The organism is Streptomyces sp. NPDC027189, from assembly GCF_055566975.1.
In genome coordinates, this window is record NZ_JBVHRI010000006.1 from 452,251 (window position 1) to 464,678 (window position 12,428).

The 12,428-nt window shown below is 71.0% G+C and carries 11 protein-coding genes and 1 pseudogene; 7 read left to right on the forward strand and 5 right to left on the reverse strand.

Annotated features, from left to right (window positions below):
- Nucleotides 1-57 precede the first annotated feature (57 nt).
- The 3 genes from ACZ4RZ_RS18130 to ACZ4RZ_RS18140 all read right to left on the reverse strand — a co-directional run bounded on the left by ACZ4RZ_RS18130 (nucleotide 58) and on the right by ACZ4RZ_RS18140 (nucleotide 3,677).
- Nucleotides 58-1,086 carry an alcohol dehydrogenase catalytic domain-containing protein gene (locus ACZ4RZ_RS18130; RefSeq protein ID WP_467745641.1) on the reverse strand — a complete coding sequence of 343 codons (1,029 nt, stop codon included), beginning with the start codon at nucleotides 1,084-1,086 and terminating at the stop codon, nucleotides 58-60.
- A gap of 136 nt (nucleotides 1,087-1,222) precedes the next feature.
- Nucleotides 1,223-2,698 carry a bifunctional aminoglycoside phosphotransferase/ATP-binding protein gene (locus ACZ4RZ_RS18135; protein ID WP_467745810.1) on the reverse strand — a complete coding sequence of 492 codons (1,476 nt, stop codon included), beginning with the start codon at nucleotides 2,696-2,698 and terminating at the stop codon, nucleotides 1,223-1,225.
- A gap of 103 nt (nucleotides 2,699-2,801) precedes the next feature.
- Nucleotides 2,802-3,677 carry a universal stress protein gene (locus ACZ4RZ_RS18140; RefSeq protein WP_467745643.1) on the reverse strand — a complete coding sequence of 292 codons (876 nt, stop codon included), beginning with the start codon at nucleotides 3,675-3,677 and terminating at the stop codon, nucleotides 2,802-2,804.
- 191 nt (nucleotides 3,678-3,868) lie between these two features.
- On the opposite strand from ACZ4RZ_RS18140, the gene ACZ4RZ_RS18145 reads away from it, so the two are divergent.
- The 6 genes from ACZ4RZ_RS18145 to ACZ4RZ_RS18170 all read left to right on the forward strand — a co-directional run bounded on the left by ACZ4RZ_RS18145 (nucleotide 3,869) and on the right by ACZ4RZ_RS18170 (nucleotide 9,443).
- Complete coding sequence (locus tag ACZ4RZ_RS18145; RefSeq protein WP_467745645.1) at nucleotides 3,869-4,690, forward strand: universal stress protein; 822 nt, start codon at nucleotides 3,869-3,871, stop codon at nucleotides 4,688-4,690.
- A 136-nt stretch (nucleotides 4,691-4,826) separates the two neighbouring features.
- Entirely contained in the window at nucleotides 4,827-5,441 is a 615-nt protein-coding gene (locus tag ACZ4RZ_RS18150; protein WP_467745647.1) for an Rv1733c family protein, read from the forward strand.
- 39 nt (nucleotides 5,442-5,480) lie between these two features.
- Nucleotides 5,481-6,872, forward strand: a complete 1,392-nt coding sequence (locus tag ACZ4RZ_RS18155) for a nicotinate phosphoribosyltransferase (protein ID WP_467745648.1) — start codon at nucleotides 5,481-5,483, stop codon at nucleotides 6,870-6,872.
- Nucleotides 6,873-6,883: 11 nt separating this feature from the next.
- On the forward strand, nucleotides 6,884-7,174 hold the full coding sequence (locus ACZ4RZ_RS18160) for a DUF1876 domain-containing protein (protein ID WP_467745650.1): 291 nt from the start codon (nucleotides 6,884-6,886) through the stop codon (nucleotides 7,172-7,174).
- Between the two features lie 204 nt (nucleotides 7,175-7,378).
- The gene (locus ACZ4RZ_RS18165) at nucleotides 7,379-8,302 is read left to right on the forward strand and encodes a pyridoxamine 5'-phosphate oxidase family protein (RefSeq protein ID WP_467745652.1); all 924 of its coding nucleotides are present in this window, start codon (nucleotides 7,379-7,381) and stop codon (nucleotides 8,300-8,302) included.
- A gap of 148 nt (nucleotides 8,303-8,450) precedes the next feature.
- Nucleotides 8,451-9,443: an Acg family FMN-binding oxidoreductase gene (locus tag ACZ4RZ_RS18170; RefSeq protein WP_467745654.1), complete on the forward strand. Its 993-nt coding sequence runs from the start codon at nucleotides 8,451-8,453 to the stop codon at nucleotides 9,441-9,443.
- 79 nt (nucleotides 9,444-9,522) lie between these two features.
- On the opposite strand, the pseudogene ACZ4RZ_RS18175 reads toward ACZ4RZ_RS18170, so the two are convergent.
- A pseudogene (locus ACZ4RZ_RS18175) lies at nucleotides 9,523-9,980 on the reverse strand (CBS domain-containing protein); the annotation flags it as partial.
- Between the two features lie 313 nt (nucleotides 9,981-10,293).
- Nucleotides 10,294-10,833, reverse strand: coding sequence for a hydrogenase maturation protease (locus ACZ4RZ_RS18180; RefSeq protein WP_467745655.1), 540 nt, complete (start codon nucleotides 10,831-10,833; stop codon nucleotides 10,294-10,296).
- A gap of 216 nt (nucleotides 10,834-11,049) precedes the next feature.
- Between ACZ4RZ_RS18180 and ACZ4RZ_RS18185 the strand changes: the two genes are divergently transcribed.
- A complete protein-coding gene (locus ACZ4RZ_RS18185; RefSeq protein WP_467745812.1) occupies nucleotides 11,050-11,925 on the forward strand; it encodes a universal stress protein in 876 nt (291 codons plus the stop codon).
- Nucleotides 11,926-12,428 lie beyond the last annotated feature (503 nt).

Genomic DNA, 12,428 nt, shown 5'->3' on the forward strand with positions numbered 1-12,428 from the left:
CGGTCCTGGCCGCGGGACCGACCAGCCCCGCTCACGGCTGCTCTCGGCCCGGGCGCTTCACTCGCGATGCACTACGACCTTGAGGGCGCCGGTGTCGCTGCCGTGGGCGAAGACCTCGTAGGCATCTCCCATCCGGTCGAGGCCGAAGGTGTGGGTGACGAGCTGAGAGACGGGCAGGCGTCCGGATGTCACCAGGTCGAGCAGCCAAGGCGTGGAGGAGGCGTCGACCTGACCGGTGCTGATGGTCACGTTCTTGCGCCAGAGAGCCTCAAGATGCAGCGTCGCCGGTCTGCCGTGCATGCCGATGTTGGCGATGTGTCCTCCTGAGCGCACCGCGCGTGTGCACAGGACGAAGCTGTCCGGATCGCCGGCGGCCTCGATGACCACGTCGGCTCCGGGGCCCTCGGACAAGTCGGCGATCAACCGTCCGGGCAGTTCGGCAGCATCGGCGCCCAGGCGGATGGCGGCTTCCAGCCGGGAAGGAGACAGATCCACCGCGATGATCCTGCGAGGCGAGTAGATCCGCGCGGTGACGACCGCGGCGAGCCCTACGGGACCCGCACCCACCACGACGACGGTGTCTCCTGGCCCCACGTGTCCGTTGCGCACCCCGACCTCGTAGGCGGTGGGGAGAACCTCCGCGAGCAGCACCGCGTCATCGAGGGCCAGGCCCGCGGGCCGCAGGTAGGTGGAGTGATCGGCGAAGGGCACACGTACGAACTCGGCTTGTGTGCCGTTGATCAGATTCCCGAGGATCCATCCACCACCCTCGCTGCACTGTCCGTGCCTACCGGCCCGGCAGAACTGACAGTGGCCGCAGGCCGAGACGGACGACACGATCACTTGGTCCCCGGGGCGCACGGTATGGACCTCGCGGCCGACTTCCATCACCTCGCCGACGGCCTCGTGGCCCAGGACCGTCCCGGGCTTCACCTCGGGGAGGTCTCCGCGCAGGATATGCAGATCACTGCCGCAGACGGTGGTTGCGTCGACACGCACGAGCGCGTCGGTCGCCTCCTCGATCGCAGGATCGCGGACCGTGTCCCAGGAGGTTTGTTGGGGGCCGTGGTAGACGAGTGCTCGCACGGTGCTCACTCCCTCGCTACCCCTCTCCACCGTCGCCCTCGAGCGAGTTGAGGGCAACCGGGACCGTGGCGCCGTCGACGGCATCGCCGTTCTTCCCCGTCCGGCTCCATGTATCTTCCCCGTCCGGCTCCATGTATCAGTCCGGCTCCATATAGGGGCGGCGGAAGACCGGGGCCTGGCCGGTGCCGTACGGGCGTACGGCCGCCAGGGCCTGGACGACCGCGGCCTCCAGGGGGCCGCTGGTATCGACGGTGACGGCCTCCGTCCACGGCGGCTCCGCGGCTGCCATGGCGGTGGCCACGTCGACGCCGGCGTCGGATGCCCCGGGACCACGGGTGTTCAGGCGGGCCACCGATACGTCGCCCGGCACCTGGCAGTGCAGGGCCACCAGGTCGGCGCTGGTGCGCTCGGCCGTGTGCTGGGCGGCTTCGCGCTGCCCCGCATGGGACCAGGTGGCGTCCAGGACGACGGACTCGCCGGCGGACAGCAGGGCGGATGCGCGATCGAGAAGGGCCGCGTAGGTCTTGGCGGTCCACTCCGGCGTGTACAGCCCTTCGCCGTAGTCGGCGGCTGCGGACTCCTCCGCCGGGATGCCCGCCAGCTCCTTGCGGAGGCGGTCGCTGCTGAGCAGCGTGACGCCCAAGCGATCGGCCAGCGCACCGGAGAGTGTGGACTTACCGCTGCCGGGCAGCCCGCCGACGAGCGTGAGGCCGACGGCGGAGGTGCGCAGGTGGCGCAGCGCGGTCATCACCAGCCTGCGTGCGGCCACCTGCGCGCCGGGCGCGCCCTGACGCGCCTGGATCAGGGAGACCTTGGCGCGGACGAAGGCACGGTAGGCGACATAGTGGTGCCACAAGGAAGGCGGTGCGGGGTCGCCGGAGTATTCGCTGTACTGGGCGAGGAAGAACGCCGCGGCCTCAGGCGCACCGAGCTGTTCCAGGTCCATGGCCAGGAATGCGGCGTCGTCGAGGCCGTCGACGTAGCGCAGGCGGTCGTCGAACTCCAGGCAGTCCAGGACGCGAGGGCCGTCGTCGAGGCAGAAGATGTCCTCGGTGAGCAGGTCGCCGTGGCCGTCCACCACCCGCCCTTGCTCGATGCGCGTGTCGAAGAGCTGTTCGCGCCCGGCGAGGTAGCGGCGTACCAGCGGCTCGACCTCCTCCACACCGGCGGGCACCGGGCTGTCGTCGGCCAGCGCGCGGACTTGTGTGAAGCTGGCTTCCCAGCGCGACGACAGGGCGTCGCGAGTGCCCTGTTCGGCCACCTCTGGGCTGCGCGGCGCGTCCGCATGACGCATGGCGAGCAGCCGGGCCACAGCGCGCAGGACGTCGTCGACGGTGCCCCCTCCTCGTACCAATTGGGAGAGGCGGCGCTCCGTCGGCATGCGCCGCATCACCACGACGGGCTCGGGCACGTCCGTGTCCGGGCTGCGGATTTCCCCCACGCCCAGATAGACATCGGGGGCGAAGCGACGGTTGAGTGCGACCTCCCGCTCGCACGCGGTCCGTCGAGCCGCAACGGTGGTGTAGTCCAGGAACCCCAGATCGAGCGGTTTCTTGACCTTGTAGGCGCGGTCGCCGGCGAAGAACACGACCGCGGTGTGGGTCTCGCGCACCTCCGCGCGGGGCAGCGGCGGCGAGTCGAGGCCGGCGCTTGCACGGAGCACGGAGGCGTCGGCCTGAGGCACCGCCTCCACCGGCTCCCTGCTGTGGTTCCGCTCAGTCATGAGGGACGACGGCGACCGGGCAGCGCGCGTGATGGACGGCGGCTTGGGCTACCGGGCCCAGGCGCGATGCCAAGGGCGGACGGTGCTTGCGTCGGCCGACCACCAGCAGCCCGGCGCTCCCGGCATCCCGCACGGCGGCCTTGGCGGGGCTTTCGAGCCGGACCACGTCGTCCACCTGCACATCGGGGAACTTCTCACGCCACGGGCGGAGCACCTGGTTCAGCTGCTTCTGAGCGTCCTGTGCGATCTCCTCGGTCACGTCGTGGTCGATGCCCCAGGGAACGTAGGCGTGGACCGGCAGGCTCCGGCCGTGGACGGCCCGAAGGGGCACGTTCCGCGCAGCGGCGGTGACGAAGCCGAATTCGAGCAGGTCCTCGCACGGGCCGTGCAGTTTCAGCGCCACGACTACGGCGCCCGCCGTGCGCGGAGTGGGCTGCGGCCCTGTTTCGTGCGCTTCGGCGCGTACCAGGACGACCGGGCGCTCGGCCCGTGCCACCACGGGCATGCTGATGTCGCCCAGGAAGTAGCTCTCGACGGGCCCCAGCCCTCGCGAACCGAGTACGACCATCTCGGACTCCGAGGCCGCTTGCAGCAGTGCGTCCTGGGCGTCGTCCGCGACCAGGTTGCCGACGATGGAAAGTCCCGGGTGGCGTGCCTGGAGCTCCGCCCGCGCATTGTGGACGATCCGCTTGGCCCAGTAGTTCTGATCCACTTCCGAGGGGACGCCGGTCGGTTCGGGCACCAGCATGGGCCACGCGTGCAGCAGGCGCAGCGTGAGCTTGCGCCGCTGGGCTTCGTCGGCGGCCCAATGGGCGGCGGCAAGGCTCTCGGGTGAGCCGTCGAGGCCCACGGTAATGGCTGGCTCCATGGCGACTGCCTCCGTCTCGTACGAAGCTGGAACGACGGTGAACGAGTCCTCTCGTCCAGACTGCGCCGGGATGCCGAGGACGGCCTCTTCTCATTCGAGGAGTACCCCAAAGTCCCCCGCGGCGCATGCGGGCCCCTGCGTGGCAGGGCTCGGCAACGTGTGGAGTCCGGCACGAGGAGGAGGCGAGAGCAGTGGCGATTCCCCTGGTGGTCGGTATCGACGGGTCCCAGGCGAGCCTGGAGGCGGTGGACTGGGCCGCCGACGAGGCGGTCCGACATGGCGTGCCGCTCCACCTCCTGCACGCGGCGGCGCCGGACCACGAGGCGTCCGACCTGATCGCCGCTGCCTCGGAGCGGGCCAGGAAGTGCGCTCCCACGGTGCGGTTGTCGAGTGAGGTGCTGCAGGGGGACGCGGCGTCCGAACTTGTCAGCAAGGGGCGCAACGCTTTCGCGCTGGTGCTCGGGTCCAGAGGGCTCGGGGATCTCGCCGGGCTGCTGCTGGGTTCGGTCGGTCTGGCCGTGGTGGCGCACGCCGATTGCCCGGTCGTCGTGGTGCGCGGTGGGGCGGACTACCGGAACGCCCGCTTCGGGAACGTCGTCGTCGGCGTCGAGGACGGGGAAGGAAGCGGCACGGCAGTGTGGTTCGCCTTTCGAGAGGCACATGTGCGGCGCTGTCGGCTGGTGGCGGTGCACGCCTGGAATGCCCCGTGCGGTGCTCCCTCCGAGCCTCCGCCCGCGTCCGGGTACGTCACGGAGGCCCTCCGGCGTCCGCCGACGCAGGTGTTGGACGACGCGCTGCGAGCCCCCAAGGGGAGGTACCCGAACGTTTCAGTGAGCCGCCAGGTGTTCGAGGGGCCGATTCGGGAGGCACTTCTGAAAGCCGCGTCAGGCGCCGACCTGCTCGTCGTCGGAGCCCGCAGGCGACGTGGGCACGTAGGTCTCCAGCTGGGCCTCGTCAACCACGCGGTACTGCATCACGCGCCGTGTCCGGCCGTGGTCGTTCCGCAGATATGACGGTCACCGATGGGGGAGAGCGGAGCCCATGGGGACCAGGTGGTCGCAGCAATAGGACGTTCGGCCCTTTGACCGGGATATGCCGGCTGCTTGATCGTGGTAGAGGAACTGACCAGCGCTAGCTGGAGGCCAGGCCATGAGCGCACAAGGCTCGGAGTACCCGTCCAGCGCCCGCCCGCCGCACCGGGAGCTCCCGTCCAAGGGCGCGAACCCGCTCAGGCGTACGTCCGACAGGATCGAGTCCTGGTTCTTCCGCCTCCTGATGCTGGTACTCGCCCTCGGACTGCCGGTGGCCTCGCTGAGTGCCGGGCTGACGGTGTACGAGTCCGTGAAGCGCACTGTGCAAGCGGAGTCGGCGGAGCGGCACGAGGTCACCGCCCGGCTGACTTCGGACGCCGAGGGAGCAGGAAAGGGTGCGGACGGCGCCATGCGATCGGCGCACGTTCGATGGACCGACAGGGACGGCAGGGAAAGGACCGGAACGGCACTCGTGAAGTCGGGCGCGACCAAGGGCGCGACCGCGCGGATCTGGGTGGACAGGCAGGGAACCGTCACCGATCCACCGATGAGCGCGAGCAACGCGACGGCTACCGGCTTGATGGTGGGCGGCATGACGTCGATCGCGGTGGCCGGAGGGGTCTTCGCGGCGAGGGCGGGCATGCGCCAGCTGCTGGACCGCAGAAGGTACGCGCAGTGGGCCGCCGAGTGGGACCTGGTGGAGCCCCGTTGGTCGGAGCGCTTCCGCCGGTGACAGGCCGCGGGCCGCTCCGGTGCCGAGGAGGTGAGGGTGATGTCCGATGCGACGACCACCGACCTGTACGAGGTGACGATGGCGATGTCGTATCTGCGGGAGGGGATGACCGGGCCGGCGACGTTCAGCCTCTTTGTCCGCAACCTGCCCTCCGACCGGGGATTTCTGGTCGCCGCAGGTTTGGAGTCGGCCCTGGATTACCTCTCCGGTCTTCGCGTCGGCTCCGAGGACATCGATGCCTTCGCCGCGGCGCTGCACCGGCCGTCCCGCGATCTGGACCCGCTGCTCGGCCTGGAGTTCACCGGCCAGGTGCGGGCGGTGCCGGAAGGGCGGATCGTGCTCGCGGGAGAGCCCTTGCTGGAGGTGACCGCTCCGCTTCCGCAGGCGCAGTTGGCCGAGACGTATGTGCTCAATCAGCTCAGCCATCAGACGGCGATCGCCTCCAAGGCCGCGCGATGCGTGCTCGCCGCCGCCGGACATCCGATCGTGGACTTCTCCCTGCGGCGCACCCACGGCCCACAGGCCGGCTACCAGGCCGCCCGGCTGAGCGCGATGGTGGGCTTCGCCGGGACAAGCAACGTGGCCGCGGCCACCGCCGAAGGCGTGCCCGCCGTCGGCACGATGGCCCACTCGTTCGTGGAGGCATTCGCGACGGAGGAGGAGGCCTTCCGCGCCTTCGCCCGGGCCCACCCCGGCCCGGTGACCCTGCTGGTGGACACCTACGACACCGAGACCGGCGTCCACGTCGCGGCGCGCGTACTGCGGGACCTCGACCGCGGGCCCGGCTCGGCGATCCGGCTGGACAGCGGCGACCTCGGGGCCCTGGCGGTACAGGCGCGAGCCGTCCTCGACGCCGCCGGCCTGCCGGACGTACGGATCGTCGCCAGCGGTGGTCTCGACGAGTACTCCGTGGACGAACTGATCCGGTCCGGCGCGCCGATCGACACCTACGCCGTCGGCACCCGCGTGGGTGTCTCGGCGGATGCCCCGTATCTGGATTCCGCCTATAAGTTGGTGGAGTACGACGGTCGCCCGGTGATGAAACTCTCCTCGGCGAAAGTGACGGCACCCGGGCGGAAACAGGTGTTCCGTCGTGCCGGATACGCCGACGTGATCGGCCTTGTCGACGAGCGACCGACCGACGGTGGCAGGCCGTTGCTGGAGACCGTGATGCGGGACGGACGGCGCACGGGCAAGCGCCCCACTCTGGACGAGAGCCGGGAGAGATACGCCGCTGATCTGGCGCAGCTGCCACCAGTGGCCCGGCGGATCCGAGCCCCCGTCGCGCCGCGAGCGACGGTCTCCGAGCGCCTGAGCATGCTCGCCGGCCAGGTCCGTCGCCGGATCGAGGAGGGGACACCGCCCCTACGAGCGGGGCCCCGGAGCCTGGAACGAAGCACATCCGGATCGCATCGTTCCGTACCGAGGTGAGGAGGAAAGCGATGCCGCACACCGTGGAGTGGAAGGTCCGTCTCCACCTTTTTGAGGACGAGGGAACGACGAAGGCACGAGTGGTACTGGACACCGGAGCCACGACGCTCACTGGACGCGGGGTGGCGCACTGCAACCCGGCGGACATGTACGTGCCGGAGCTCGGTGACGAACTGGCGGCCGGCCGGGCGATGCGCGACCTCGCCCAGCAGCTGGTGGATGCCGCCCAGCGCGACATCGAAGGCCTGGGCGCGCCCGGGACCGGGTCGCGCACCCGCCAGGTCGCCGGTTGGCCCATGTGAGCAGCAGCTCCGTCCCCGAGGGCGGGCGCGCTGCCGCCCCGGAGAGGGCGTCGGCATGGTCCGGCGGCACACCCGCCACATCGGGCGAGGCCTGTGCGGGGTACAGCGGGCCGGAGTTCACGTCTCGTCCGCCGCGTCGCATGCGGCGGCATCCCGTGCGTGGCACGTTGGGTACAGCAACATTTTGAGGAAGCGGTGGCGATCATGCGAGCTCACCTCGGCGATCACATCGTCATTGAAAGCCCGACGACCGGCGCCACCAGGCGCGACGGCGAGATCGTCGGACTTCACCATCCGGATGGAACACCTCCCTACGACGTGCGCTGGTCGGATACGGACGACGTGACGCTGGTGTTCCCCGGGCCCGACGCCCATGTCCGTCATGTTGAGCACGGGCCTGGGAGCAATGGGAACCACGCACCGCCCCGGCCGGGCCTGGGCGAGGCAGGTGCCGCGTCCGACAGGACTCCGCCGCCCGGGACACCCAACCCCGGCGACATCGGTCGGCGCGTGACCGCCGAGCGCGAGCGGCAGGGCTTGAGCCGGACAGAAACGGCCCGACGCGCCAGAATGGCGCCGGGCTACTTGGCGTACCTCGAAGAACAGCCGGCCGATCCGAGCCTGGCGACTCTCATCAGGTTGGCCGACGCGCTGGGCACCAGCGTCGCAGTTCTGCGCGGCGGTGGCATGGATCTGCCGCCCGGACAGGGTCAGGCGCTTCTCCAGCCTCAACTGCGGGACCTCAGCTCGGATGAATGCCGGGCGCGGCTTTCCACGCACGGCGTGGGCCGCATCGCGGTGTCGACACCCGATGGTCCGGCGGTGGTCCCGGTGAACTACGAGGTCATCGACGACGCGATCGCCTTCCGGACCGCGCCCGACTCAGTGGCCGCGGCGGCCGTGGGAGTGGAAGTCGCCTTCGAGGTCGACCACGTGGACGACGCGATGAGCCAGGGCTGGAGCGTGCTCGTCGTCGGTCCCGCGCGGGTGGTCACGGAGCCCGACGCCGTGCGCCGACTGGCCGAGCGTGCTCACACCACGCCGTGGGCGGGGGGTGAGCGGGAGATGTGGGTGTGGATCCAGATCCAGCGCCTCACGGGGCGCCGCATCGGTCCTGTCGACGAGTGAGTGGCCATGTGACCGCCGCTCGCAGGGCACGCACTCCGTGACCAGGATCCCCGCGACAACCGGCGAGCGGTCCCGCCCCGGGATCCCCGCGACAACCGAAGAACGGTCCTGTCCCCCAGGGACCGCCGACTCACGAAGGGAGGCTCGGGTGTTCCCTCAAGCACCGTCCGAGGAGCGGGTGACGGCCCTGGTCCAGGACGCCGTCGCCGCCCCGTCGATGCACAACGCGCAGCCGTGGCGCTTCGGCTACTTCCAGGGCAGCCGCACCTTCCACGTGCGCGCTGACCTGGACCGCGTCATGCCGCACTCCGATCCCGACACCCGTGGCCTCCACCTCGGCTGCGCCGCCGCGCTGCTGAATCTGCGGGTCGCGGTGGTCCACGGTGGCTGGTACCCGGCAACGCGGCTGCTGCCCGACCCCACCGATCCGGCGCTGCTCGCGGCCGTGCAGCTGACCGGCCCCGGACGTGGTGAGAGCGACCTCGCCGCGCTGTATCCGGCGATTCACCAGCGGCACACCAGCCGCTCCCCGTTCGACGAGACGAAGATCCCCGAGGCGGTACGCACGGCGCTCAGCGACGCCGCCCGCCGTGAGGGCGCCATCCTGGCCTTCCCCACCTCATGGCACCTGCAGGAGGTGCTGGAACTGGTCGAGGAGGGCGAGGCGCGTAATCTGACCGACCGCGGCAGCGACGAGGACCTGGCCGCCTGGATCCGCCTGGACACCCCGTCCGGGAGCACGCCTCCTGACGGGATCCCGGCGTACGCCTTCGGGCCGCGCAAGCGTGGCGGCAAGGCCCCGATGCGCGACTTCGCCGGGGCCAAGCCAGTGACGGGGCGCAGCACGACCGACTTCGAGGCGTCCCCTCAACTGGCCCTTCTCAGTACGGCCGACGACCGCACGGAGGACTGGCTGCGCGCCGGCCAGGCCATGGAACGCGTACTGCTGCTGGCCACCATCGAGGGTCTGTCCAGCTCCTTCGCCACCCAAGCCCTGGAGTGGACCGACCTGCGCTGGCCGCTGCGCGACCCGGTCTCGGGAAAGGGCCATGTGCAGATGGTGCTGCGCCTTGGCTACGGACCCAAGGGCCCCGACACGCCTCGCCGCCCGGTGCCGGAAGTACTCGACATCCAGCCCTGACTCGCCCGAGACCGCCGTCCGGCCCGCCCGAGGGCGCCGCCCGACCGCGTATGCGGACCCGTCCCCACGCGCCTTCCGGACTGGTCGGTGCGGCTGACTCGCCGGTGAGACGGGGCTCGACATCCACGACGCCCTCCACGGCGCGGATGAGACGCGCGGCAACCGAGATGAGCGAGGAGTCGGCGATCGTGCCGCGCAGGGCGACGACTCCCTCGTGCACGTTTACGTGGATGGCGTGGCTGAACGCGGGGAACAGGTGGGCGATCACCGTGCGGCGGACCTTCTCCTCGATCTCCTCGTCCGGACGCAGGAAGACCTTCAGCAGATCGCCGCGGCTGACGATGCCCTGCAACATGCCCTACTCATCGATCACGGGCAGCCGCTTGACGCGTCTCACAGCCATGATCCGCGCGGCCCGCGCCAAGGTGGCGTCGGGGTCACCGTGATGGCGGGGGTGCTCATGAGCTCCCCCGCCATCACCCCACTCGCCTTGGCGACATCGGACAGACGCTGCCGCTGCTCGTAGAGGTTCATGTCCCTCTCGCGTGCCCGCTCGGCACAGCCCGCCCGGACCCGTCCCGGGGCCCTTCGGCCCAGGGCGTCGTGCCCGCGTCCCCGCAGGCTGGAAGCCACACACAGGGTCGCGGCGGCGCAAGGCGTGATCGCCCTCTGCCTCCGGGAACGGTCATGCCCGCGGCTGTCGAGCCGACACGGGACCTGGACCGGCTGCCTGGCCGGGCCCAGGCACAGCAGGACGGGAAGGGCTCCACCCGCTTCTCGCGGATCCTGATTGCGCGGTGCGCGACCACCGGCCGCTTCTCCGCGTCTCGTCGGGTCCTTCCCGTCACTTTCAGCAGACCACGCGGACCGCGCAGCCGCCAGGGCCGATCGGCCCCATCCCGGAGGAGGCCGACTCCACCTGCGCCGCCACCGGGGCCGACAGGCCGGTACCGAGGGTCCCGTCGGCTCCCTCGACGGCGTACACCACGAGCCGTCCCGGCAGCCGGCCCAGGACGCGGGACAACTCGACGGCCTCACCGAGGCCCAGGCCGTGCGAGCTGGTCGTCCCCGCCTGCACCGGCCGAGTGCCGTCCGGGGCGAGGCGATGGACGCGACCGGGGTGCGGCGGATGAGCGCGCCCGGTGTCGAGGACGATGGCGAGATCGGCGTTCTCCCAGAGCCCGAGCAGCCGCCCCGGGTCACCGTCGCAGGTCTCCAGGACCGTGCCGGGCGGGATGGGTTCTGCGCTGCTCGAACGGAGTTGAGAGCTTGGGGAAGAGCGGAAGATCGCATGCTCCTTGAGGCGCGCGATCACGGCCCAGCCCACGCCGTCGTCGTGACGGAACTCGTTTCCGACACCGATGACCACGATCCGGGGGGCGTCAGCCATCTCCCCGCTCCCTCATCTCCCCGCTCCCTCACCTGGGACTACGGGACACCTCGGGCCGCGCAATCATCCTGTGTGTCCGACGACGCCCAACGTCATGGGCCGAACGTCCCCGACGGGGGCCGAACTGCCTCTCCTCCCGTCCGGCACCCGGTGCGACCGTGAGGGTGGACCCTTGTGCTGCACGTCGTGGCAGCCCGACGAAAGGCGGTGGGGAAGATGGAGCTCCCCCTGGTCGTGGGCGTCGACGGATCGGATTCCAGCCTCCTGGCGGTCGACTGGACGGTGGACGAGGCGGCCCGGCGTGGTCTGCCACTGCGCCTGGTGTACGCCTCCCTCTGGGAGCGCTACGAAGGGGCCACACCGTCGAGCGGCCCGGAGCGCCCGTCCGAGCGCGTGATGGCTGAGCACATCGTCGGCTCGGCGGCGGAGCGCGCCCGACGGCGCAATCCGGACGTGAAGGTTTCCACCGACATCGTCCCCGAGGAAGCGGCGTCCGCCCTCCTGCGCGAGGGCAACAACGCCTCCGTCCTCGTGACGGGATCGCGTGGTCGCGGAGAGCTGAAGGGCTTGCTGCTCGGCTCGGTTGGCCTGGCCGTGGCCGCACGCGCGCACTGCCCCGTGATCGTGGTCCGTGGCGACAAGGCCGGCCTGGCCGGCACGCACGAGCGGATCCTGCTCGGCGCGGGAGACCCCGCCACGAGCGGTGAGGCCGTGCGGTTCGCCTTCGACGAGGCCGAGGCACGCGCGTGCACGCTGGATGTCGTACGAGCCTGGGGCCGTCCGGCGCACGAGAGCACCGACCACCCCGCGACGGCCGAGGAACCGGGGCGCCTCTACGAGGAGCGGGCGTCCGCCCTGCTCGACACGCTGCTCCACGATGCGATGGTCGACCACCCGGGTGTCCGGGTACGCCGCACGACGGTCGAAGGACCGGCCCGCGCGGTGCTCCAGAACCGCTCGGCCGCCGCCGACCTCGTGATCGTCGGAGCCCGGTGCACGCAGGGCCACTTCGGCCTCCAGATCGGCCGGGTGGCGCACACGCTGCTGCACCACGCGGAGTGCCCGGTGGCAATCGTGCCGCAGCCCGTGTGATCGGCCGACGGTCGGCGTGTGAGAGGAGCGCCCGTGACCGTCCACTCCCGCACGGCGCCGCCACCCGCGCCGAGCTTCAACACCGACGGGTGATCACCGACTCGGCCGAGGGTGCACGCCGCCAAGCATGGGTCGGACGGTCCTCGGCGAGGACCTGGTAGCCCCTGTCCGTGCGCCGGGCACAGGGCCACGCTTGTACCGAGAAGTGGACCGAGCGCTGGAGGTGCCCGTCATGCTTCTGCCCGTTGCCGTCGGAGTCGATGGATCGGCCGAGAGCCTGGCCGCAGCCGAGTGGGCGGCCAGGGAAGCGCACGAGGGGCGCCCGGCCCATGTCCTGGTGCGGGCCGCGCAGGGGGCGGGCCTGCTGGTGGTGGGCCATTCGCAGGCGTCGATCCGCGGTCGGCTCGCACACCGGCCCGGTCGCCCACGCGTTGATTCACCACGTGAGCCGCCCGGTCGCGCTGGTCCCGCACGACTGACGGGCGTTCGCCCGGCGCCGGTGC